The 23,475-nt window shown below is 63.0% G+C and carries 21 protein-coding genes and 1 pseudogene; 10 read left to right on the top strand and 12 right to left on the bottom strand.

What is annotated here, in order from left to right; genetic code table 11:
- Nucleotides 1-1,320 (bottom strand): AAA family ATPase (locus KNN17_RS19560; protein WP_241710536.1); only part of this gene is annotated, 1,320 nt, incomplete at its 3' end.
- A gap of 481 nt (nt 1,321-1,801) precedes the next feature.
- Between KNN17_RS19560 and KNN17_RS19565 the strand changes: the two genes are divergently transcribed.
- Both KNN17_RS19565 and KNN17_RS19570 read left to right on the top strand, forming a co-directional pair.
- The gene (locus KNN17_RS19565; RefSeq protein WP_241710537.1) at nt 1,802-2,452 is read left to right on the top strand and encodes a hypothetical protein; all 651 of its coding nucleotides are present in this window, start codon (nt 1,802-1,804) and stop codon (nt 2,450-2,452) included.
- Nucleotides 2,453-2,815: 363 nt separating this feature from the next.
- On the top strand, nt 2,816-3,397 hold the full coding sequence (locus KNN17_RS19570) for a recombinase family protein (RefSeq protein WP_241710538.1): 582 nt from the start codon (nt 2,816-2,818) through the stop codon (nt 3,395-3,397).
- A gap of 18 nt (nt 3,398-3,415) precedes the next feature.
- Here the strand turns inward: KNN17_RS19570 and KNN17_RS19575 are convergent, their stop codons facing one another.
- Genes KNN17_RS19575 through KNN17_RS19585 form a run of 3 tightly spaced genes read right to left on the bottom strand, consistent with a single transcriptional unit; the run spans nt 3,416 to nt 6,953 of the window.
- Nucleotides 3,416-4,363 (bottom strand): TniQ family protein, encoded by a 948-nt coding sequence (locus KNN17_RS19575; protein WP_241710539.1) that lies wholly within the window; start codon nt 4,361-4,363, stop codon nt 3,416-3,418.
- Entirely contained in the window at nt 4,360-5,277 is a 918-nt protein-coding gene (locus KNN17_RS19580) for a TniB family NTP-binding protein (protein ID WP_241710540.1), read from the bottom strand. Before KNN17_RS19580 ends, KNN17_RS19575 begins: the two co-directional genes overlap by 4 nt.
- Nucleotides 5,271-6,953 carry a Mu transposase C-terminal domain-containing protein gene (locus KNN17_RS19585; protein ID WP_241710541.1) on the bottom strand — a complete coding sequence of 561 codons (1,683 nt, stop codon included), beginning with the start codon at nt 6,951-6,953 and terminating at the stop codon, nt 5,271-5,273. The genes KNN17_RS19580 and KNN17_RS19585 overlap by 7 nt, the downstream gene beginning before the upstream one ends.
- Before the next feature lie 353 nt (nt 6,954-7,306).
- Between KNN17_RS19585 and KNN17_RS19590 the strand changes: the two genes are divergently transcribed.
- Nucleotides 7,307-8,293, top strand: a complete 987-nt coding sequence (locus tag KNN17_RS19590) for an ATP-dependent DNA ligase (protein ID WP_241710542.1) — start codon at nt 7,307-7,309, stop codon at nt 8,291-8,293.
- A gap of 80 nt (nt 8,294-8,373) precedes the next feature.
- Here KNN17_RS19590 and KNN17_RS19595 read toward each other — a convergent pair whose 3' ends face one another.
- The 8 genes and pseudogenes from KNN17_RS19595 to KNN17_RS19630 all read right to left on the bottom strand — a co-directional run bounded on the left by KNN17_RS19595 (nt 8,374) and on the right by KNN17_RS19630 (nt 14,892).
- Entirely contained in the window at nt 8,374-8,523 is a 150-nt protein-coding gene (locus KNN17_RS19595; protein ID WP_241710543.1) for a hypothetical protein, read from the bottom strand.
- Nucleotide 8,524: 1 nt separating this feature from the next.
- A complete protein-coding gene (locus KNN17_RS19600) occupies nt 8,525-9,844 on the bottom strand; it encodes a ParB/RepB/Spo0J family partition protein (RefSeq protein ID WP_241710544.1) in 1,320 nt (439 codons plus the stop codon).
- 63 nt (nt 9,845-9,907) lie between these two features.
- Nucleotides 9,908-10,120 (bottom strand): hypothetical protein, encoded by a 213-nt coding sequence (locus tag KNN17_RS19605; RefSeq protein WP_241710545.1) that lies wholly within the window; start codon nt 10,118-10,120, stop codon nt 9,908-9,910.
- A 590-nt stretch (nt 10,121-10,710) separates the two neighbouring features.
- Nucleotides 10,711-10,993 (bottom strand): annotated as a pseudogene (locus tag KNN17_RS19610) (IS110 family transposase); the annotation flags it as partial.
- A 53-nt stretch (nt 10,994-11,046) separates the two neighbouring features.
- The gene (locus tag KNN17_RS19615) at nt 11,047-11,256 is read right to left on the bottom strand and encodes a hypothetical protein (protein WP_241710546.1); all 210 of its coding nucleotides are present in this window, start codon (nt 11,254-11,256) and stop codon (nt 11,047-11,049) included.
- A 369-nt stretch (nt 11,257-11,625) separates the two neighbouring features.
- Entirely contained in the window at nt 11,626-12,480 is an 855-nt protein-coding gene (locus tag KNN17_RS19620; protein ID WP_241710547.1) for a fumarylacetoacetate hydrolase family protein, read from the bottom strand.
- 38 nt (nt 12,481-12,518) lie between these two features.
- Nucleotides 12,519-13,904, bottom strand: coding sequence for an MFS transporter (locus KNN17_RS19625; protein WP_241710548.1), 1,386 nt, complete (start codon nt 13,902-13,904; stop codon nt 12,519-12,521).
- Between the two features lie 196 nt (nt 13,905-14,100).
- Nucleotides 14,101-14,892 carry an IclR family transcriptional regulator gene (locus tag KNN17_RS19630; RefSeq protein ID WP_241710549.1) on the bottom strand — a complete coding sequence of 264 codons (792 nt, stop codon included), beginning with the start codon at nt 14,890-14,892 and terminating at the stop codon, nt 14,101-14,103.
- Between the two features lie 55 nt (nt 14,893-14,947).
- On the opposite strand from KNN17_RS19630, the gene KNN17_RS19635 reads away from it, so the two are divergent.
- The 7 genes from KNN17_RS19635 (at nt 14,948) to KNN17_RS19665 (ending at nt 23,472) form a co-directional block, all read left to right on the top strand.
- Nucleotides 14,948-16,000: an Ldh family oxidoreductase gene (locus KNN17_RS19635; protein WP_241710550.1), complete on the top strand. Its 1,053-nt coding sequence runs from the start codon at nt 14,948-14,950 to the stop codon at nt 15,998-16,000.
- On the top strand, nt 15,993-17,267 hold the full coding sequence (locus KNN17_RS19640) for an iron-containing alcohol dehydrogenase (RefSeq protein ID WP_241710551.1): 1,275 nt from the start codon (nt 15,993-15,995) through the stop codon (nt 17,265-17,267). The genes KNN17_RS19635 and KNN17_RS19640 overlap by 8 nt, the downstream gene beginning before the upstream one ends.
- On the top strand, nt 17,264-18,691 hold the full coding sequence (locus KNN17_RS19645) for an NAD-dependent succinate-semialdehyde dehydrogenase (RefSeq protein WP_241710552.1): 1,428 nt from the start codon (nt 17,264-17,266) through the stop codon (nt 18,689-18,691). The genes KNN17_RS19640 and KNN17_RS19645 overlap by 4 nt, the downstream gene beginning before the upstream one ends.
- Before the next feature lie 57 nt (nt 18,692-18,748).
- Nucleotides 18,749-19,945: an enolase C-terminal domain-like protein gene (locus tag KNN17_RS19650; protein ID WP_241710553.1), complete on the top strand. Its 1,197-nt coding sequence runs from the start codon at nt 18,749-18,751 to the stop codon at nt 19,943-19,945.
- Between the two features lie 141 nt (nt 19,946-20,086).
- Nucleotides 20,087-21,046, top strand: coding sequence for a LacI family DNA-binding transcriptional regulator (locus KNN17_RS19655; protein WP_241710554.1), 960 nt, complete (start codon nt 20,087-20,089; stop codon nt 21,044-21,046).
- Between the two features lie 92 nt (nt 21,047-21,138).
- On the top strand, nt 21,139-22,071 hold the full coding sequence (locus tag KNN17_RS19660; RefSeq protein WP_241710555.1) for a ribokinase: 933 nt from the start codon (nt 21,139-21,141) through the stop codon (nt 22,069-22,071).
- 54 nt (nt 22,072-22,125) lie between these two features.
- Nucleotides 22,126-23,472 (top strand): ABC transporter substrate-binding protein, encoded by a 1,347-nt coding sequence (locus tag KNN17_RS19665; protein WP_241710556.1) that lies wholly within the window; start codon nt 22,126-22,128, stop codon nt 23,470-23,472.
- Nucleotides 23,473-23,475 lie beyond the last annotated feature (3 nt).

Here is a 23,475-nt window from a genome sequence, read left to right on the forward strand (position 1 = left end):
CTGTTTCTGCAACTCCGTGCTCGAGTCATCGATCAGTTTATTGTGTCGAGTGATATCCGCGTTCGCATCCTCGATCAATTCGTCCAGATGACTAACCAGTGGTGCGATATCGACAACATCTATTCGGTTTGTGGGGTGACGACGCTTATCACTCACTTTGGACAAGATGAGTTCGGCGGCGGTTTGAATAGCATCGATCGCATCAATCAAGCGCTCTGCATCGATCGCAGAGTCAGCATCGACGGCTGCTTTGAGGCTGGCGAGCTCCTCGCGGAGGGTCTTGGAGCGCGCCTCCACCTGTGTTGTGATGCTCGTTGCGAGGGAGAGTGCCGCATCGTACCCCGCCGCGAAGTAAGCAGTAAGCCTGGCTCCAAATCCTTCTGGAAGATCTTCCTGGCAAAACGGGCATTTGCTATTTGTGTTCTGAAGATGCTGGCGACCTTGACTGACCCAGTCCCCGTTCCCGAGGTGTTGGATCAGAGCGGCGAGGTCCCCGGTTCCCGTCGTGACGTCGTCCACACGGAGTTGCGCGATCTGCTCCTCGGAGAGGAGGAAATTCACAGAGGTGCCGTGTAGCGGGGAGCGCCGATGAAGCTCGCCGGTCAGCGAAGAGTTGCGAGCCTCGAGTGTGTCCCATGTCAGGTCCTTCTCGGCGATTAGCTCGGGCTTATATCGAGATTGGGCCTCCTTGAAAAACTTCTCCCTGCTTCCCCGGAAGCCCTTGAAGACGGTCTCGCGGACTGCCTCGGGTACGTCCTTGTGTCTCTCGAAGACGGCCTGGCTGGCGGCAAGACGCTCACTCTCAATCTCGCCGAGCAATCCACTCGCTGTAAGGCGATCATCGTCAGAGCCGATTTTCTCAATCCATGCATCTCGATCGGCGCGACGAACGTCGCGCTCCTGATCCAAGAGGGAGATTCTGGAATTCGCAGCACCCGACTCTGAACCAATTGTGAAAATACCGTCGACGTACTCGTTGAGCACCGTCGACCGGTACGCCTCGTTGAACACGCGAATGGACGTCGCAGTTGCCGCAACCTGCCAGTGCGAACGTGAATCTGGATCGAGCGGCTGCCGGGACAGCGCGTTCGAGATGGTCGTCTTGCCTGAGCCGTTGGGCGCGTGAATGAAGTTGACCTTGGCGAGGTTGGCGAGCACCATCGGACTGCTGCCAAAGCAGTATTTCGCAGTAACCCTAATTTCAGTCAGGCTCATTTTTCCCCCGTTGTATTTCCAGCCAGTTCGTCGTCGATATGCACTTTCCGCCGTGGCCGTGTTCTCGCCGAAGTCGAGGTCAGCGCGATAGCGACCGATTGCCATGCCCGACCTGCTTCGCGATAAATGGGTTCTAGCGAGAGTACCTAATTACTCTAGGTGCTCCTCTATCTTTGACCCGACAATGCCGCGTATCGGAAGCGATTAATTCTGGCGGCTCGCCGTAGGGGGCGCACGACGCTGCCCAGAATGCCCACCGTTTAGAACCGAATCTCGAACCGACCGGGTTTTGCGGTTCAAGCCATGAAAAGTGACGGACCGTTAGCCGGTCCCTGGCCCGGGTCAGTTCGACAGATAGATGATTTCCTTCGAGCAGGCCGGCATGCGGTCCTTCGATGATTCCTTAGGACCCGCCCGCAATCCTCGCCAAGCCTATGGCGTCCCTTATCTCTGCTCTCCAAGAGTGGTAGAGAAGGCGACCCGGTGAGAACGGAGAAGGTCTTCGGGAAACTGGGGGGCAGTCCCCGGCTAAACTATGCAGGCCAGGATGCAGGTGCACAGTCCAGTTGTACGGCAAGCTTTAGGCATGTGGCCCCAACGACAGCGCGCAGTCGCCGATCATGCAGGTTTGCTGGCGACGCTTCTGGCAGACCTGGCTGACCGGAACAATGAGATCCGACAGCGAACAGATCACGAGCAACGCTCCTATCTCAGTCATTTCACATCGCTGATTACGGTGCTTCTCGCAGTCGCAGCGGCCGATCGATTTGGCGAACTTCTGTCGACAGGGCTCCAGGCGTACCTGCCGAGCTTGGCCCTCGGCGTGGCTATCTTTTTACTTTGGCTTCCTCTAGATGCCATTAACGAGCAGTTTCGGATTCGGCTCGTCGCCGTCTATGTGTACCGCGATCTGCGGCCGCAGATACTCGAGGTGATCAACCAAGATGTTGCATCAAGTGGAGTGCTTCAGTGGGAAAAGATGCAGTCGACTGCAACCGTGAGGCTCGGTCTGGCCTCCCCATTCGTTTCAGCAATGCTCGTATTTCGATCTGTGGTCGGTTATGCACCGTCGATCGCTGTCGTCCTCTACTACGTCTTTGGCTCAGGTCCAATGCGGACAGGGGATTTAATCTGGATCGAAATTGTGCTGCTTGTTATCTGGGTTGTCGTGGCGAGCGTCCCTTTATCGGTGGCAACGCTGCTCATTAACCACGAGCAGTTCCGGACCGGACCCTGAGCTTGCGCCGTAAGGTGCGTCACAGCCGACGTTGTCGATTAGCGTGTGGCACTCATCCCTCGCCGACACGGCTCTCTCTAGCCGGTCGGCAGATACGCGGCACGCATTTAGTTGGTTCAGCATTGAGCCCCATAACGGGACTTTGTACGGCCGCCCGTCATAGAGCCGTCCATCACGGTGTCTTGGAACCCTTGGGATACGAGACGTCTCCTTGGAACAGACGAACCGTCCTGGCGGCCGTACCTGAATTTCGTGGAATCGCAGGAGTTCGCCCGGACGCAGAGATTCTCGTAACTATGTATCGAAACCTTCTGGTTGAATCGGTGTATCCACCATTAGTTACGAGACACATCGAGATCCGCCATGACGAAACTGATCGGCTACGCACGTGTTTCGACCCGACAGCAGTCCACGGACCGGCAGCAGGCTGATCTTCTGGCCGCCGGCGTCCGACGCGATGACCTCTACGTGGATCACGGGGTGTCCGGGGCACGTGCCTCCCGACCGGAGCTTGATCGGGCGCTCGGCGCGCTGATCGACGGCGACACCTTGGTCATCACGACGCTGGATCGGCTCGGGCGGTCCACCCAGAACATGCTCGCCTTCGCCGACGAACTCCGCGCTAAAGGCGCAGGCCTGCGCGTCTTGAACCTCGGCGGTGGAGACGTCGACACCGCAACACCCATGGGGTCGATGCTGTTCACGGTCATGGCCGCTCTCGCGCAAATGGAGCACGAGATCAAACGTGAACGCGTCAATGATTCGATCAGCAAACGGCGGGAAGCTGGGAAGGACCTCGGCGGTCGGCCGCGCCGGATCACAGACAGCCAGATTCGAAACGCTCTCCGTCTGGTCAAAGACGGCGAGCCCGCTGCGCAAGTTGCCAGGGATCTCGGGATGTCCCGGGCAACGTTCTACAGACGGTCGCGGGAACTCGCAACCTAACCGCGTCACGGGCTCGGCCTAAAGCTCCCCTCTCGGTGTCGACGGACCAGGAAGGAAGAAGGCTGCGTCCGGCCCCAGGCCCATGAGGGCTCTACTTTCGAGGAAATGGATGGCGGTCGCGGTCGCTTCCAGGGTGTGGAGTTGCACCGCGAGTGGATAATCTTCGTACGGGCGCCAACTCAGCGGCCCTGCCCGGAAGGGATAGCCCGCTTCTTGCCAGATGCGCATAATCATGCGCCTTGCGGTCCGATACTCCGTCAGGGTTGCTCCCAGTTCGTCGATGATCGTCCGGATCAGGCGAAACCAGATTCCGGCGTGAACCTGCCGTCGGGGCAGGTAGACCGATCCGGTCGTCATGGCGTGCCAGGTTCTGTCGTCCATGGCCAGGACCTTGGAGTCGGCAGGCCTCGGTGTTGGCGGTTTGCGCTCCCAGTCCGAGAAATAGGTGGCAGCCTTCTGGCGCGGTTCGAGGAGGCACCCATGGAAAGGGCAGCTCAGCGTCAGTGAAAGCAACCACAACAGCTGGTACGGGTACGGCGGTGTTGACATCGCAATGCACTGCGGGCAGGCCCGCAACGCCGGCCGCGAGGGAAGCCATGCCCGCCACGCTGGGATCTCCCGCGCCCGCAGCCTTCCTGCCGGCAGCAGCACGGAAAACTGTCGGGTATAGCTGGTAAATGCCTCGGGGTCCGGTTCCATCTGCTCAATGAGCCAGGGTGTCCAGCCGCTGAAGCTCATTCGCCGGATCCGGTGCACGTCGACACCTGTTCGTCGCGCCAGCTCGCGAGCGAACCCGGCGGGCGGGAACGTGTCCAATTCTTCCGGCCCGCACCGTGCATGGCCCAACGCCGACGCGAGAACCTCAAGGCTGGCACCATAGCGATCGGCGATTCGCCGCAACCATGACGAGAGTGCCTCGCCGGGCAGCGGTGCGGGATGGACCGGCCAGCGGCGCGAAGCAATCACAGCAGTTGTTTCTCGAACACTTTGCGCCGTTCGCTGGGGCCGATGTAGTCAGCCATTGCCAGCGTCCGGTGGTTGATCCTCTCTTCCCCGCTCTCAACTGCGGCGACCGCGGCGGCAGTCAAAAGGCGGGCTAGTTCTCCGATGGTGCCCTCGCTGCGGGCAAGCAGGTAACGCGCCATATCCTCGGTGTCGATCAAGGATCGTGAGTGCAGAGGGAACGAGGCGGCGAAGCTGGCCAACAGCGACCTGCATTCATCGCCTACTTCCCAGAGCGGCAGGATGAACGGTTCGAATCTGTTCTCGAGCTGGTCATCAGATCTCACAGCAAGGTATGCCTCCCTCGTGCCGACTCCGACGAGGGGAATGCGGAGATCGTTGCCAAGGAACCGGAGCAGATTCAGAAACTCGCGCCGTTTCTCACCACGTCCGGCCAGAACGTTGTGGAACTCGTCGATCACCAGCATCTGGACTCCCACCGCACGCAGGAGGGAGAGCGCCAATCGTTCAGCCTCAGGGAGACGCAGATGTGGACGGAACGGTGCACCGATCGCGGACAGTATGGCCGTATAAAACCGAAGCTCCGATGGTTCCGAGGGCATCTGCATGCACACGACCGGAATGTTTTCGCCGTCTGGTCCTGTCACTGACGGATGTGTCCTGCGGAACCGTTCGACGATCATGGACTTTCCGTTGTTCGTCGGTCCGACCAGCAAGAGATTGGGCATACGCTGTTTCCTCGGCCAGCGAAAGAGCACCCCCAGGCGCTCGACTGCGTCCATGGCCTTTGGGTAGCCGATCCACCGGTCGGCACGAATGCGGTGTAGTCGCTCTTCAGCTGGCAGCTTTGCCAGTTCCCGCGCTACAGGGTGCAGATGCGTCAGATCCTGCGGCCGGCTGTCTTCCACGGTCACCATTCCTCAATTTGTTCAAAGGGTTGAACGGAAACCTCTCCCGGGTCCACGTCCGTTGGCGCATCTGGCGGTGGAACTTTTGAAGTTCGGGTGCCCAGGCGGCTCGGGTCCTTGGCGTGCTTGCGGCGTTCTGTTTCCCTCCGGACGCGCTTGGTCGTTTTCACGGCAGTCTCGCTGACCTGGCGCATTTGCTCGATCATCCGGAACAACACGGCCTCGTCCACTTGGGCAGCGCCACGTGCGCGTAATCGGGTCAGGGCTTGCCTGTGTTCCCACAGACTGATGGAGGGGTTGGAGATCGACCTGTACGGAATTTCCACGTAGTGATGCCCCTCCGGTTCCAAGACCCACACCCTGCTGATGTCCCGTGGATCCCGTCTGATGATGAACCGACCCAATCTGTCTCGCCGGCCGATCCAGGGTTTCAAAGCGTTCGCGAAGTAGTGGACATGGTCGATGACGAAACCGGTGCGGGACAGCGTGCGGCGGATGACCGGGAGGAAATCCACAAGGAACGATGTCTGGTTAGCGGTGACCGCAGGCATGCCAGTAGCAGCCACCCCGGCGGCCCACTTACCGCCCGGCGTCTGCCCCAAGGCGCCATGTACGCTGCCGTGGTAGCTAGCAACCGCAAGCACCAGCCACTTCTCCAGCTCAGGCAAAGTCAGTGCGGCCATCTTCTCCGAGTCATACCGGCCACGCTCTGCCGGGTTGGAGAAAGTTGTTCCAGGCAGCTCGTGGATCTGGCGCATCGTTGTGCCGATCACGCGTTCAACAATGCCGCCATAATGTGGTTGCCCTTGCGGTCGGTAGGCCAGACGGATGCCGTGCTGCTCGCAGCCGCGCCGCAACGCCTCGCTCTTGAACTCCGCCGCGTTATCCAGGTACAACGATTTCGGCTTGCCGCTCATCGGCCAATCCACCTCCACACCGAGGCGTTCGAGCCAGGGCCGTTTGTCACCGGAGGCGTGGGCAAGGCACAATCCCACGGACACGGCCGACGGTGGTTCCAACGTGACGACCATGCCAATGAGCGTCCGGCTGTACACATCGATCGCAACAGTCAGATACGGGCGGCCGATCGATCGACGTTCGCGCTCATCCACGATGACCACGTCAATGACCGTGTGATCGATCTGCACCTGCTCCAGGATTGAACCGATCACGGGCACATCGCCGCCGGCGGACTGCAACGGCCTCACCGCGTCCGCGCCTTCCCTGCGGCGGCCGACCTCAACCGGGTTCAGCATCGCGATGCGCCGGGACACCGTGTTCCTGGTCGGAGCCTTCAATCCCCGCACCGCACAAGTACGGGCGATCTCGCGGTGGAGCGCCGCCACGCTCCACCTCTGGCGTGTGAGGAACCGCTTGCGGATCAAGTCCCGAATGATGTCCTCAACAGGCTCAGGCAGACGGTTCCCACCCTTGCCGCCAGTGGAACGGCGAACCGCAAGATCAGTGACGAGACCTGAACCCTGACGGTACCTGTCCAGAAGCACGTACACCCGTCTGCGGGAAACACCGAGCTCCAGAGCTGCCCTGTCAGCGGCGGCAGTCCCTGTTGAGCCCCGCGACGCCAACGCCCCGATCACAGAAGCCCGGCTTCGGGCCTGTTCCCATGCGGCATCCGACATCGTCAGCTCTCCCCGCGCCACAATGCGAACCGGATCGGCGTCCATGCCTGCCTCCTTTGGGAACAGGAGTACCGAACAGAAGCGACCTTAGTGCAGAGGAGTACCGACCGGCCAGTGTTCACAAGTCATCTGCACAACCCCCGAAACCACGGGAAGGTTTGCGCAGTCAGCTTCTGAAAGTGACACCCGGCGGATAGCCGCCACCGGCCTGGTCCTCGGAATAGAGCCTTCGGTAAATGCCGGCCCGCACCTCCGGTGACGTTCTGCCCCCGCCCCCCGTTGTCCATCGATTCACGTCGTCCATGGCCATGCTTCCTGCGGCGGAACGCCGCTACCAGTGGTGCCGTGCCGGGACTACGCTGTGCCCACAATGTTTGAGGGTAGCGCTGCGTCCTCCTGTGGCTCTCGCCCTGGCGAAGGCCGTGGAGTCGATCCCGCACGAGACTGCGCTGCCCGGCGGCTCCGTGTACGAGATGAAGTTTGACGGCTTCCGCGCGGTTTGTCTGGTCGGCGCGGATGGGGTGTGGTTGTTTTCGCGGCAAAACAAGGACCTGGGACGGTACTTCCCGGAGGTCTTGGCGGCCGTGGCTGAGCAGGTCCCGCCTGGTTGCGTTGTCGATGGCGAGCTGGTCCTGTGGTCCGGGGACCGGCTGGATTTCGACGGGCTGCAGCTGCGCCTGGTGACGGCCAGGGCGGCGCTGCCCGCGCTGGTGCGGGATCATCCTGCCTCGTTCGTGGCCTTCGACGTCCTGGCCGTGGCCGGGCACGATACCCGTGGGCTGCCCTTCACGGACCGGCGCGCACTGCTGGAGGAGCTGGCCAGGCATTGGGTTCCGCCGTTGAACCTGTCACCGGTGACCAGGGACCGTGCGGTGGCGGAAACCTGGTTCAAGGAAATGCCGGCAACAGGGGTCGAGGGGGTTCTGGCGAAGGCCGGGGCTCAGGCCTATGAGCCCCGGAGGATCTGGCTGAAGGTCAAGGCCCGGAACGTCACCGATGTGGTCTGCGCGGGCGTCGTCGGACCTATGGCCCGGCCGGAGACGGCGGTCGTGGGCCTGCCGATGCGCGGCAAGCTGCGGATTGTCGGCCGCTCCACTGCCCTGTCGGCCCGGGCAGGCCGGGACCTGGCCCGGTATCTGCACCCGCCGCGGGGGGACCATCCGTGGCCAGAGGAAATCAGCGGCGGTGTGCTGGACAGGTTCACCAAGGAAAGCGGCACGGTCCATCTGACTCTCGTGGAGCCGCTGGTCGTGGAGGTCTCGGCCGACGTCGCCTGGTCCGGGCGTGCGTTCCGGCACGCCGTGCGCCTGGTGAGGGTGCGCCCGGAGCTGGACCCTGCAGCTGTGCAGTTCCCCGGCCATCTGCCCGGCCTAGAAGGAGAATGAGCCGGCGCGGGTGCGACGGCTCATTCTGTTCTCCCTCGGAAAAAGGAAATCCATGGGTTCAGCCAGGCTGAAATCGTTTGTCATGCCGGTGCCTGCCGCAACGTTCCCGGGACGACGGTGTTCCTGGTGGCGCGGCTCCCGGCCGGCTTGAGGTGTGTGGCGTTGATGGCGGTCCGCCGCTGGTGAGTGGCTGCCGTGGTTCCCCCCGGCGCGGCGGACCGCCCCGGCATTTCAGGTTCCTGCCGTGTTCGTGGTGAGTGGGCGGGGCTTTGCCGGGCGGGAGTTCCGCCCGGCAAAGAGGGTTAGGCCGCGTCGGGTTCGTCGGCGCCGGTGTTTTCCCCGGTGGGGGTGTCGGGGTCGGTGAGGATGATTTTCTCCACGTCGCTGGGTTCGTATCCCCACGCCGTGAGTTCGGTGAGGTAGTAGCGGGTATCGCTGTGGTGGTTCCGCCAGCTGGTGTGGTCGATGTTCCCTTCGTAGGCGGTGATCATGGTGGCGAGGGTGACCGTTTCGGGTTTGGTGGAGGGCTTGTCCACGTAGGCCTTGAACTCGCCGTGGCCATCGCCGGTGCCCAGCAGTTCCGCTGTCAGGGCGGTCTTGTTCAGGGCCTTGCCCAGGATGTAGTTGGCGTGGGCGATGGTGGGCGATGAACCTGTGGGCGTTCTTGGGAAGTGCCTTGCGGGAGAGCAGGGCTTTGACGAAGTCGCGGCGTACCACCTCGGCCGAGTCCATGGCCTTGTTGTTCTCGATGACCTCCCGGCGCGCGGCCTTCTCTTCCTCGGTCATGCCTCCGGCGGGGGCCTTCCCTTCCTTGCGCAAACCCCGGGCCTTCCAGTCCGCCACCGCGAATCTCGTGTATAGGCCGCTGTAGCCGGTGCCGAGGTAAACGGCGTCCGCGTCCTCGTCGGTGAGCGGCACGCCGTCGGCGGTGGTCAGTTTGGAGATCGCGGCGGCTGCTCCCTTGTAGTCGTAGTAGCCCGGGTCTTCCTGCAGCACGGTCAGGCCCTTGGCTTGGGCCTCGGCTGTCGCTTCGGCGATCCGGGCGGCGTTGCGGCGCTCGTCGCGGAGGCGCTGGGCTTGGTGGGCAAAGCCGCCGGGGTTCTCCATGGCGAGTCGTTCCAGCGCGGCCGCGGCCTCTGGTGCGTCCGCGAATTCCTCGATCACGGCTGACTGTTCCAGCGTCAGCCCTTGTTCGAGTGCTTGGGCTGCGGTCGAGTTGGACTTCACTTTCAGTGCGGTGTCCACGAGGGCCTTCTTGGCTCCCATTTTGCGGGCGATGACGCTGGCGCTGACTCCGAGCAGTGACATCTGGTGGAACGCTTCGGCGCGGTCAGCGTCCGTGAGTGCGCTCCGGTGGTCGTTCTCGACCACCTGTGTTGCCAGCCGGTCCGCTTCTTCGGGGTTATCCACGATGTGCACGGGGATCCGGTTCCGTCCTGCTTCGAGCGCTCCGAGCGTGCGGCGCTGTCCCATCAGCACATGCACATTTCCGTCCCCGGTCCGATGGGCGACTACGGGGACGAGCACGCCGTGTTCTTTGATGCTGGCCACGAATTCCTTTGTCAGAAGCGCGGCGCTTCCTGGCAAACACGGGGGCCGGCAACTCAGGTGCGTTTATCCAGCGTCCCGTTCCCAGGTCAGGCCGAACGGCACGTCCTCGCTGAGGCCCACCGTGTATTTTCCTGCCCCGTGTCGGGTGATCAGGATGCCGCAGCGGCGTTCGGTGAGGGCTGCCTGTCGGACCGCTTCGATGGCTGCGGCGAGTTCAGTCTCCATCGCTGCCGCGTTTGAGACCGTGACTTCCAGGGTGGTCTTGAGCTGGGCCATGATCGGCGTGTCCTATTCCGGTTTTTGTTGTGTGGGTGCCCGGAGGCGACGGGTCCGGTGCCCTCGGGGGTGCAGGAGTTCGTCGTCCAGTCCCTGGCGGGGATCGCCGGGGTTGGTGAATCGCTCGGCGGTGAATGCCGTCGATTTTCGCCCCGAAGGCTCGTGTCAGTGGTGATGATGGCAGCAGTGAGCGCCCGTCCGGGGTGGCGGTAACCAAGGATACTTCGGCTACAGGGAAGCCAAGGACGCCGTCGAAAAGGCCCGCGATCCCTGCGCGGCTTCCGCTGTGCAGGTGCGCGGAGCCCTCCGCATAATTGTGCGGATACACCGGCATGAGTTCGGGAAGGACCCTGGCTTGCATGGGCCCGACCGGGGCTGTCAACGGACTGCTGTCCTGCGGCGCAGCCCATGTGATCAAAGGATTCATGACAGCCCTGGCCTCACCTGTTCGCCGATGACACCCCCTGAAGGTAGTGTCCATCCTCCCGGTCGCGCACGGAAGAGAAATGGGCTCGAGGTTTACCGGACTTCGCCTTGAATTGTGACAGGAACTCGGTTGGACGCCCGAGGCCGGGGGGGACGACTGCCCGTCAAGCTGCCACCGGGGCAGTCTGAACCGCCGCGGCAGGAGTATAGGTAGTGCCGTCGCGGAGCATTGCCCAGAGCACATTGAGGCGGCGTCGGGAAGGGAAAGCATGGCTCGGACATGGGTCTTTCCCTCAAGCCGTTTCCGGTCGTAATAGCCACGCGAAGCTGCGCAGGACTTCAGCGCGGAGAGCGAGGAAGGTAGAAGACCCGGAGGAGCCGTTTGTCGTAGCGCCTGGGCCGGTGGTGATTGCCGCTGATCCTTCCGGAGTCTTTGGCCGCCGGGGCACGGGCATCGAACCTCAGGGGGCCAGCCGGTTTGGGTACGGACTTGATTGGAGTCAGCGACGGAGCTCGCGGGTCATTCCATAGGGAACTTGATCGGAAAGTTCGGCCGTGTAGCGGCCTGGCTGGTGGCGGGTTATGAGGATCCCGCGCGTCCTTTCCCGCAGGGCAGTCTCCTGCAAGTCCTGGACAGCGGCTGCGAGTTGATCGTCGAGGGTGTTCCGGCTTTTGACTTGGATGTCGATGCGATCGGTATGGTTGAACATGTCGATGTCCTTCCTGGTGATTGTTTCAGTCTTCCGCGGCTTTGAGTTGGTTTAGCCGCGAACGCCTACATTGGCTTTCCTGTCTCGCACGGTCGACTCATCCTTCGAGTTCACTTCGTGCTGTCATCCAGTGATTCCTGGCTGGACGTGCTCCAGCCCCGACTGAGGGGTGGTACGGCAATTCTGCGCGCACCACCCCTCGGCCACCGTGCCGGACCGGCAGCTGTTCCCAAACCTTGAAAGAAGGTCCGTCATCGGGGGCGAGCCGTTTGACGTCGGCTACCTGTCCGGCGGTCTTTCGGGTACAGGCCCGGTCACCCTGAGGGATGAGCAGGACCTTTCCTGGGTGGACCGGCCTCCGAGGGCCCGCTAACGCGCGGCAATCACTGCCTGGCGCTGGGTCCCCAGCCCGTCGATCTCAAGCTGCATGACGTCCCCGGGCTGTAGCCACACCTGCGGCGTGAAACCCATGCCGACTCCGGACGGGGTGCCGCTGTTGATGAGGTCACCAGGTTCCAGGACCATGAACTGGCTGAGGTGGTGAACGATGTAATACGGGTCGAACACCATGGTCGAGGTCGAACCAGTTTGTCGCCGCGTGTTGTTGACGTCGAGCCGCATTCCTAGTTTTCGGACGTCCGGGACGGCGTCCGCTGTGATGAGCCAGGGACCTGCGGGGTTGAAGGTTTCTGCCGACTTGCCTTTGCTCCACTGCCCTGAGCGCTCCATTTGGAAAGCCCGTTCGCTGATGTCGTTGACCAGGACGTACCCGGCGATGGCCTCCTTGGCTTCCTCGGCGGACTCCAGGTAACTGGTCCGTTTTCCGATCACGATGCCCAGTTCCACTTCCCAATCCAGTTTGGTGGATCCTCGGGGAATGCGGACGTCATCGTTGGGCCCGACGAGCGTATTTGGGGACTTCGTGAAGAGGATCGGCTCGCTCGGAATGGTCAGGCCGGCTTCGGCGGCATGGTCGCTGTAGTTCAGGCCGATGCAGAGGATCTGGTGGGGCCTCGCGATGGGGGCACCAATGCGCTCTCCCTGGAAGGGCATCGCCTCGTCGGCGCGCTGGGCGACGATTGAGCGTAGGCGTTCAATCCCGTTGCCGGCAAAGAACTCTTCGTCGAAGTCACGGAACGCGTCCGAAACGTCGATGTAATGTTGGTCGTCCACGCGGACCACTGGTTTTTCGGAGCCGACGGGCCCGATTCGCATGAGTTGCATGTTGTTCTTCCGCTTGTTGCTGCCTGGGGTGGGGGTGCTTACTCGCTGATTGCGTTTGCGGGCAGGCTTTTCGGGTCCAGCGACTTGAACATCCGTGGAAGGAATCCCGTGAGCACCGCGGCCAGGATCAAAATGCCGCCCATGAGGTAGCTCGGGATGGTGTAGTTGCCGGTCGCGTCCTTGAGTGCGCCGAAGACGGTCGGGGCGACGAATCCGCCAAGGTTGCCGAGGGAGTTGATCAGGCCGAAGGCGGTCGCGGCGGCGGCTCCGGTGAGGAAGTAGCCGGGAATCTGGTAGAACGGTGCGCTTTGAGCGGTCAGGCCAATGGTTGAGACACACAGCGCGATCATGATGAGAATCGGCTGATGCAGGGCCGCCGATACGATGATGCCCGCCGCGCCGACAATCGCTGGGATGGTCGCATGCCAGTACCGTTCACCCTTCTTGTCGGAGTGCCGTGCCCAGAAAATCGCCGGCAGGACTGCGACGGCTGTGGGAATGGCGACCATGAGGCTCACCTGAAAGGTGTCCATTTTCGTTCCGGCCTGCGCCTGGAAGGCCACGACCATGAGCGGGAGGAAGAACGAGAGTGCGTATTGGCCGAACTTCAGGCAGAAGTAGATGACCGAGAGAACCAGGACGCGGATATCGGCCAGGGCCCGGAAGATGCCCAGACCGGAGTGCTTGGAAACAACCAGAGCGTTCTCGGCATCGATCGATGTTTCGAGCCAGTTCCTCTCACGGGGGCTCAGCCACTTCGCATCCGCCGGACGGTCCCTCAGGACAAAGAAGCACAGGACACCGATAAGGACCGCCGGGATGCCTTCAAGGACGAACATCGCCCGCCAGGACTCGATGCCGAAGTAGGTCTTCGGTGTCAGGAGCAGACCGGTGAGCGGCGATCCGATGACGCCGGCCAGGGTTCCACCGAGCACGAAGAGGGACAGCATGGTGCCGCGGTACTGACGCGGAATCCATAGCGTGAAGTAAAGGATCACACCCGGGTAGAAGCCGGCTTCGGCCACGCCCAGGAGGATCCGGAGGATGTAAAGCGAAGCTTCGCTGTTGACGAATCCGGTCGCCGCCGCGACAAGGCCCCAGGTGATCATGATGCGGGCAAGCCATTTGCGCGCACCGACTTTGTATTGCATGAGGTTGCTTGGGACTTCGAACACGGCGTAGCCGACGAAGAGCAGGCCGGAGGCGAGACCGAACGCGGCCGTCGTCAGGCCGAGAGCTTTGTTCATCTGCAGCGCTGCAAGTCCGATGTTCGTCTTTTCGAGCGAGTTGAAAAAGTAGGCGAATGCCAGAATCGGGATCAGGCGCCAGATCACTTTTCGAATTGTCGCGCGCTTCTCCGCTGCCGAAAGCTCCGGTGTCTGCGGGATCGTGGCGGCGGACGCTGTACTGCGTGTCTCAGTCACGCTCACTCCTTTGTGTTGTGGCCCACATTCGGGGCGTTATGTATCTGGATACGCCCTTCAGCGCTGAGGCGGCAGATCCCTTCCCGCATGATGGGACGGCAACACTCTCCCGTCCCGCTGGACGGATCGGTTCTGTGACTAGCAGCGATCACGCCTTATATACGCGCCCACGGCAGCGTCCCCGAAGCAACGCCGGTCAGGAGACGCTGCGCTGGCGGGGCCTCTTGGCGCTGCCGATTGCACTGCTGAGGGCCATGGCGGTTGCCAGCACGGCGGGGGCGTAGCGCTTTGCGATGGCGAGTTCGGTGGCTCCGGTCACGGAGATGGCACCTGCGACGGGCCCGCCCTGACCCGTGAACACCGGAGCACTCACGCAGAAAAGACCGAGGCGGGATTCTTCGACGTCGTATGCCACGCGCTCCTGGCGGACCCGGGAAAGTTCGCTGCGCAAAGCGGTGGGGTCCGTTATAGTCTTCTCGGTCTGCTGCAGGAGCGGCCCGCTGAGGACAGAGTCCACGAAATCGGGATCGCTGAAGGCCAGAATCGCCTTCCCGAGTGCAGTCGCATGCATCCGTGCCCGGCCGCCGACACGCGAATGGGGAACCTTGAGTGTCCGGGTGGTGATCTTCTCGATGTAGAGCACTTCGCTGCCTTCGCGGATCGCGATGTTGCTCGTGAGCTTGGTGACTTCGTTGAGGTTGTGGGCGAAGGGCAGAGCCAGTTCGCGGAGCGTGTTGGACGACGGAACCAAGGAACCAAGTTCAAATAACCGCACACCCAGGCTAATCCCGCCAGGCCCTCGTTCAAGGGCTCCCCAAGCGATCAAATCCAGGACCAGGCGGTGGGTTGTTGACTTGGGGACGCCCGAACGCCTGGCAAGTTCGCTAATGCTAAGGACCTGATCCGGGGAAGTGAACGAATCAAGCAGGGCGAGGCCCCGGGACAAGGAGGACGCGGAACCAGCGTCCTGTTCTGCGGGACGGAGCATGGAGGGCTCCCTTTCCTGAGTAGATGATCTAACGAGTTATACAGAGGAGGGACAAGTGAAAACAAGCTCCAAGGAAAGCGCGCCAGACGTCACCGTTATCGGCAGCGAAGAAATGCAGGACGTTATTTCCCGTGCGCTCGTGGTCCATGGAGCGTCGAAGGAAAACGCCGCGGTGCAGGCAGCGAGCCTGGTCGAGGGCCAGATGCGGGGGCATGCCTCGCACGGCATCCGCAGGCTTGCCGTGCTGGTCGGCCGCATGCGGAAGGGACTGATCGAAGCGAACGCCCAACCACGGCTCGATTGGATCGCGCCGAGCGTGTTGCGCGTCGACGGCAACCGGGGTTTCGGCCCGGTTGTGGCCTACAAGGCCATCGAGGAGGTCGTTTCGAGGGCGAATGAGACCGGGATCGCGATGGCCGCTATCTCCAATTCAAGCCATATCGGGATGCTCGCACCCTATGTTGAGTCGATTGCGCGCCGCGGCCAGGTAGCTTTGCTGCTGACCACCAGTGAGGCGCTGGTTCATGCCTGGGGCGGACGCGGCGCAACGGTAGGCACCAACCCGATCGGGATCGGGGTTCCCACAGCCGGCGAACCGCTTGTGTTGGACATGTCCACTGCTTCGGTCTCGATGGGAAAGATCCTGGACTACGCGGCCACGGGCCGTGGGCTGCCGCCCGGCTGGGCAGTTGATTTCCTCGGAAATCCGACCAGTGACGCTGCCGCGGCGGTCCAAGGAGGAGCGCTTTCGCCCTTCGGCGGGCCCAAGGGATACGCGCTCGGAATAGCGTTGGAGGCTTTGGTCGGAACGCTCACGACGACGGCGTTCGGCACCGACGTCGTCGGCACCCTTGACACCGACTACCCGGCCACCAAGGGCGATCTGCTGATCTGCATGAGCCTGGAACGACTCGGACTGCTCGGAATGCTCCCTGCCTTGACCAAGTACCTGGACATTGTGCGTGGAAGCGGGGTTGCCGGCCCAGTCGATATCCCCGGCGACCGCGCCCGGCGCACGCGGCAAAACCACGAAGTCAACGGTGTTCCAGTTGACGAAGAAGTCTGGGCGCTGGCCCTCAAATACTCGAAAAGGAATATCCATGGCTGAAATTGCCGATTCATTCGGCTTGCTGCGGCTACCGGACTCTATCGCCTTCGGCGACGGATCCCGGGCCGGAATCCCCACGACGGTAGCCGCCCTCGGCAGCCGTGCCCTCGTGGTGTGTGATCCGTTCCTGGCCTCAAGCGAGCCCTTCGCCGAACTCCTGCAGGGACTGGACGACGCCGGAATCGTCTATACGGTCGACTCCCACGTGGTCCCCGAACTGCCCGTAAAGGTGGTGGAAGAAGCCATAGAACGGGCACGCACGGCGAGCCCGGATGTCATCATCGGATTCGGCGGCGGCAGCGCACTGGACCTCGCGAAACTCATCGCACTTGGCCTGGCACACGGCACTCCGCTCAACCGCTTCTACGGCGAGAACCTCGTCCCCGGACCTGTGCTGCCCCTCGTCGCGGTTCCCACAACCTCTGGAACCGGAAGCGAAGTCACACCCGTCGCCGTCCTGGCCGACCCGGACCGGGAACTCAAAGTCGGTATTTCCAGCCCCTACCTGATCCCGCGGGCCGCCGTCGTTGATCCCCGGCTTATGGTCGGCGCACCGGCTTCCGTGACCGCCAGTGCCGGCGCCGATGCGCTGGTGCACGCCATCGAAGCCTTCACAGCCCAGAAGCGCACACCCACGTGGAATGAACAACTGCCGGTCTTCGTTGGCCGTAACCTGCTTAGCTCCACCCTCGCCCTTGAGGCAATTGCCCTCATCGGTCGCTCCCTGCGGCGGGCCGTCCACAATGGCGAAGATTTCGAGGCGCGCACTCAGATGGCCTACGCGAGCCTGCTGGCCGGAATGGCTTTCGGCACCGCCGGTACACACTTGTCCCACGCCATCCAATATCCGGTCGGCGCGCTGACCCATACGCCGCACGGGCTCGGGACGGGGATGCTCCTGCCTTACGTCATGCAGGCAATCCTGGCAAGCGACGCCGGACACCTGGCTGAGATTGCCGGGGCACTCGGCGTCGGACCCGGTTCAGGGTCAACAGAAGAGGCCGCGCAGGCGGCCGTCGAAGAAGTCGCCTCGATCATGGCCGATATCGGCCTCCCGCGAGACCTGGCAAGCATGGGCGTCAAAGAGGCGCAACTCCCCCACATCATCGAACTGTCCCTCACCGTCCGGCGCTTGGTCGCGAATTCCAGTCTCGAACCCACGGAAGAAACCGTCGCACGGATCGTGCGGGCAGCGTTCGACGGCGACCGCGAGGCCCTCGCGCCCATCACCACCGGCGGACTCAACGAAGGAGAGACCCAAAAATGAGCCACATTTCCGATCTATTTATCGCAGGGCGCTGGACCGAGGGCAGCAGCGAGGGTAGGTTCCCCGTCATGGACCCGGCCACAGGAGAGATGCTCGCCTCGTTCGCCATCGCGGACGAAGCCGACTGCGACGCCGCCGTCGAAGCCGCCGCCGCAGCCCTGCCGTCCTGGTCGGCAACCCCTCCACGCGAACGCGGCGAAATCCTCCGGCGCGCGTTTGAGATCCTCACGGACGAGAAGGAAAAGCTAGCCGAGACCATCGTGCTCGAAAACGGCAAATCCTACGCGGACGCCCTCGGCGAGGCGAACTACGCCATCGAGTTCTTCAGATGGTTCGCCGAAGAGGCCGTCCGGGTCCGTGGCGACTTCCGGCTTTCCCCCAGCGGGGACAAGCACATCGTGGTGACCCACCAGCCGATCGGCGTCGCACTACTGATCACACCATGGAACTTCCCGGCCGCCATGGCCACCCGGAAGATCGCCCCTGCCCTCGCCGCCGGATGCACGGTGATCCTCAAACCCGCCCGGGAGACACCCCTCACTGCGGCGTTCGTCGTCGACGCCCTCCAACGCGCCGGCGTCCCGGACGGTGTCGTCAACCTGGTCACCCCCGTCCCTACCGGGCCCGCCGTCGCACGCATCCTGCACCACCCCGACGTCCGGAAGATCAGCTTCACCGGCTCCACGGAAGTCGGCCGCGTCCTGCTGCACGAAGCCGCGGACAACGTGGTCAGTGCCTCTATGGAACTGGGCGGCAACGCGCCGTTCCTCATCCTGCCCGGCGCCGACCTCGACGCCGCCATCGAAGGGGCACTGATCGCCAAGATGCGCAACGGCGGCTCCGCATGCACCGCCGCCAACCGCTTCTACGTCCATTCCTCCCTCGCCGCCGACTTCGCCGAGCGCATGCGTGCGGAACTCTCGGAATGGCGGGTCGGCCCGGGCCTGGACCGAAGCAACCAACTCGGAGCCCTGGTCTCCGTGCAGGAACGCGACAAGGTCGCGGAACTGGTCAGCGCCGCCGTCGACTTCGGAGCCACGGTCATCACCGGCGGCGAGTCCTCCGAGGATGGTGCCTTCTACTCCCCGACCGTACTGACCGGCGTCACGCACGACAGCCCGATCGCCCGGCAGGAAATTTTCGGCCCGGTCACCGCCGTCATCGAATACGCCGACGTCGACGAAGCCGTCAGGATGGCAAATGACACCATCTACGGCCTCATCGCCTACGTCTACGGCGAGACCGCCCAGGCACTCGCCGTCGCCCAACGCCTCGACGCCGGCATGATCGCCGTCAACCGCGCCGTTCTCAGCGACCCCGCAGCCCCTTTCGGCGGAATGAAGCAAAGCGGCCTGGGCAGGGAAGGCAGCTCGGAAGGGATCCTGGAATTCCTCGAAGAAAAGTACATCGGAATTGACCTCTAAAAACCACAAAGGACAAGCAATGGCGTATGACATTGCTGCGTTTCGAAAGGCCCGTCCATGATCGAAGCAAAGATATCCTCCGTCCGTATGATCGAGGTCTCCGCCCTGATTCCCGAAGATTCATCGAACCGGGGGTTCCCCCCGCAATCCAGGGCCATCAGCGTCTACGAGCAGTACCACCCTGCGGAGGGATGGCGGCTGCCGGCAGGTCCGCGGCGCAAGGCGTGCCTGTATCTCGAGATCGGCACCACCGCCGGCATCACAGGCCGATACGGACCGATCGACCAGGAGGCCGTCGCCCCACTTGAAGAGAGCATGGCAGTCTCCCTCCTCGGCCTCGACGCGCTGGCGAACACCTTCATCTGGGACATGCTGCAAAGGGCAAACCGGCACTCCCGCCACGGCAACCGCAAAATCGCCATCAGCGCGGTAGACAACGCGCTGTGGGACCTCAAGGGGCGGCTGCTCGGACTGCCGGTCTGGCGACTGCTCGGAGGTTCCGGCCGCACCCGAATCCCGGCCTATGCCAGCACGCTCGGAACCTTCCATGGCGAGGGCGAGGTCGAGGAAACAGCCGCGCAGCTCCTCGACGAGGGCTACACCGCCCAGAAATGGTTCTTCGCCGACGGGCCTGCACAGGGCGCCGACGGAATGGAACGAAACGTCGCCCTCGTAGAGCGGACCCGCGCCACGGTCGGGGACCGCTCCGCGCTGATGTTCGACGCCTTCATGAGCTGGGACCTCGCGTATGCCCGCCGCTGGTGCGCGCGTGTGGAGCACCTGCGACCCGACTGGCTCGAAGAACCGTTCCCCGCCGGCGCCGTAGAGTCCTTCGCCCAGCTCCAGGCATCAACCACCGTCCCGCTCGCTACCGGCGAGCACCTCTACGACCGCCACGATATCCTGCCGTTCCTCCAGCGCGGACTGCTCGGCGCCCTCCAGGTCGATCCGGAATGGTGCGGCGGCACCACCGACCTCGTCCGGATGTGCGCCATGGCGGAAACCTTCGGTATCCCCGTGATCCCGCACGGCCACGGCATCCGCGCAGCCCTGCATGTCGTGGCCAGCCAGTCGCCCGAGGTCTGCCCGCGCGTCGAATACCTCTTCCACCACGAGCCCGAACGGCATTACTTCGAGACCGACGCCCCCGCTCCACAAGGAGGATCTTTCGCGCTGCCGACACTCCCCGGCTTCGGCATCGAATTCGCCGAAAACCGCATCAAAGAGTCCCGCGACGTCTTTGCGAGAGGGTGACCACCCCCAGCTAACGCGACCCGGCAGCAAATGACCCTCGCAACGAATTTTGGGATCAGCTCGCGCTTGGCCAGCCACCAGCCCCAGCAGCACATCCGAGCCGTCGCTTCCTGATATCCGTCGATGCCATAAGGTCGGGGTATGGCTGTAACCCGCAATGATGTGGCCCGCAGGGCCGGAGTATCCCCCGGCCTGGTTTCCTACGTTCTCAATGATGGGCCACGCCCGGTTTCCGATGATGCCAGGGCCCGTATTGAAGCAGCCATCGAGGAACTGGGGTACCGGCGCGATGGCGTCGCCAGATACCTGAAAACGGGAAAGACGAACTCGCTCGGCCTCGTGCTTCCGGATATCGGTCTGCCGTATTATGCCGAGATCACGAAGGAGATGAACGCCCGCGCGTTCGAATTGGGATACCAACTGCTGATCGCCACGTCAGAGTTTGACGTTGCGCGCGAAGATGTCCAGCTTGAGAGCCTCGCCGAGCGCCGTGTCGACGGCATCATCCTGATGAGCGTGAACCCGAACCGGGACTTTTCGGTCCTCGAACGCCTCGGGACGCCGGTTGTCGTAATCGACAGGCCCGAATTCGCGGTGCAAAGCGCCAGGGCCGCGACCTCGCACCTCATTGAGGACGGACACACCAGGATCGGTTTTCTCGGCAGCGGGCCGCTCGCGGTTTCGGAGCGCCGGCTGGCTGGCTGGTCCACGGCGCTGCGGGATGCGGGGCTGGCACTGAACGATTCATGGATCACTACTGCCCCCATCACGAGGGCGGGCGGTTACGATGCGGCCCTGCGCCTCCTGAAGCCAACTGACCGGCCCTCGGCCCTCCTTATAGAATCCGACGCCCAAGCGTCGGGATTTGTCCGCGCCGCCAGGGATCTCGGTCTCGACATCCCCGCCGACGTCGCCGTCATCACCTCGGAGGGGACGGATCTGGCCCGGTTCACCGTCCCGTCCTTGACCTCGATCGTGCCGCCGACCCCCCAGATCGCCATGGACGCCATCCGAAGCGTCCTCGCCACGGACGCCGAGCCTGTGCGCCGTGTGAACAACGTCAGCTTCGAACTGGCGCTCCGGGAATCCTGCGGTCACTAAAACTCTTCTTCAAAAAACTCTTGCGCTCCGACTCAACACGTGTTGATATTGATTCATTCAACACGAGTTGACTACAAAGGAACGGAGCGCAGATGTCCATCGGGCCCCAGCAGAAGGTTGTAGTGGTTGGTTCGGTGAACCAGGACATCGTTCTGTCGGTCCCGGCGATTCCGCAGCCCGGCGAAACGCTGCTCGCGACCTCCAGCCGCGTGGCTCCCGGGGGCAAGGGAGCCAACCAGGCTGTTGCGGCGTCCCGTGCCGGTGTCCGGACGGAGTTTGTTGGTTCGTTCGGGTCGGATGCTGCGTCCGAGGAGCTGCGGAGCGCGCTTGAGAGCGAGGGTGTGGCGGTTGCTTCCTTTGCGCAAAGTTCCAAACCCAGCGGACGGGCAATCGTGCTGGTGGACGAGGCCGGCGACAACTGCATTGTCGTTGATCTCGGAGCCAATGGCGACCTGACGGCCAATTACGTCTCAAACCGGCTGCAGGATCTGGCGGCAGGGGACGTCCTGGTGGTCCAGTGTGAACTTTCGCAAAAGACCATCGAGGCAGCGCTCGAGACCGGGCAGTCCCGCGGCGCCGTGGTGATTCTGAACTTGGCGCCCTTCCGGCAGCTTCACGAGCATGCGCTGCGAAGCTCGACGCTCATCGTCGTGAACGAAGGTGAAGCCGCGAACCTGGTCGAGAAGGAACCGCCGCTGCAGGATCCGGCGGACGTCGCCCAGTCAATTGCCCGCAAGTACGACTGCATCTGCATTATCACCTTGGGCGAACGGGGAAGCATCGTCGCCCGCAAAGACGGCACGGACATCGTTACCGCGATGGCCGTAAAAAGTGTCGTGGACACGACCGGGGCCGGCGACGCATTTGTCGGCACCCTCGCGGCAAAACTGGCAGCAGGCGCGGACCTGCTCCCGGCGGTGCACGCTGCAACAGCAGCAGCCGCTTACACGGTCATGGGCCTCGGAGCCCAAGCCTCTCCCGTTGCCCAAGAAGCCGGCGAGCTGATCGCTGGCCCCGCCGCCTGAACAAACCCACTGAAGTACCCATCCAGCAAGAAACTCAACGTCGAGGAGATTCCCATGAACAGGAACAACCGATTGAGCCGGCCGACCCCAATCCGCCGGAAACCATTGCTCGCCGCCGCCACGGCAGTGAGCATCGGACTTGCCCTGAGCGGCTGCGGCAGCGCAGCGCCGTCGGCCCAGTCTTCGGGGCCCGTTGGCGGGGCCATCACCTATTCGTTCTGGGGCAGCCCGCCCCGGGCGGACAAAGTGAACAAGGTCATCGGCCTGTACCAGCAGCAGGAGACCCAGGCCAAGGTCACGGCAGAGGTGGCCGACTACAACTCCTACATCGAGCGCCTCACCGTCCGCGCTGCCGGCGGACAGCTCCCGTGCGTCATCGGAACCCAGACGACGTTCTACTCCACCTATGCCAACAAGAACGTCCTCCTGCCGCTCGATGACCTCATCAAGAGCGGCCAGATCCAGACCTCCAACATCCCGCAGGCGGTGCTGGACGCGGGGAAGATCGGCGGCAAGCAGTACATGATCCCCACTGGCACGTTCGTGCGTCTCGTCGCGTACAACGCCGACATGGTTAAGGCTGCCGGTGTTCCCGCGCCCACTGACCACATGACGTGGGAGGACTACGCGACCTGGCTCAAGGATCTGCAGGCGAAACTTCCCGCAGGAGTCAACGCGACCGAGATCGAGGGTCCGAACATGTTCAGCTTCACATCCTGGGTGATCGGGCACGGCCAGCAGATGTTCAAGGACGGCAAGCTCGGCTTCAACAAGGACCTCATGCAGCAGTGGTTCCAGTACTGGATCGATCTCACCAAGGCCGGCGTCACCGTGCCCACAGCAAGCATCCCCGATCAGAACGGCGCGCTTGAGCTCACGCCGCTGGCCACCGGGAAGGCTGCCGCCGGAACCCGCGACATCCCGCAATTCTCCGTGACCCAGAAGGCGCTCCAAGGGGCGAACAAGCCCTCGACGATCGGCCACGTCTCGGTGCCGACGGAGAACGCCCAGCAATCGGCCAATGTGCTCGGCGAGAATGGCCTCTCGATCCCCGCGAACTGCAACAACGTCTCGACCGCGGCCTCGTTCGTCAACTTCTTCGCCAACAACCCGGACGCCAGTGTGGCATTCCAGTCCGACAACGGCATCCTGACCAACACCCAAGCTCAGCAGGCCCTCCAGGGGGACAAGGCCACACCGGAGGCCGTCAAGCAGAACGTGACGATCCTGCAGGGGCTCACGAAGGGCAATGACCTCACGACCACGAGCTACCCGGACGGCCTCCAGTCGCTGACCACCGAGTTCAGCCGGCAGTACCAAGCGGCGGCCTTCGGCCAGGTATCCGCCTCCCAGGCTGTGGACCAGTTCTTCTCCAAGGCCGCCACAGTCAACCTCAAGTAGGGG

The organism is Arthrobacter bambusae, assembly GCF_022606295.1.
GTDB lineage: Bacteria > Actinomycetota > Actinomycetes > Actinomycetales > Micrococcaceae > Arthrobacter > Arthrobacter bambusae_A.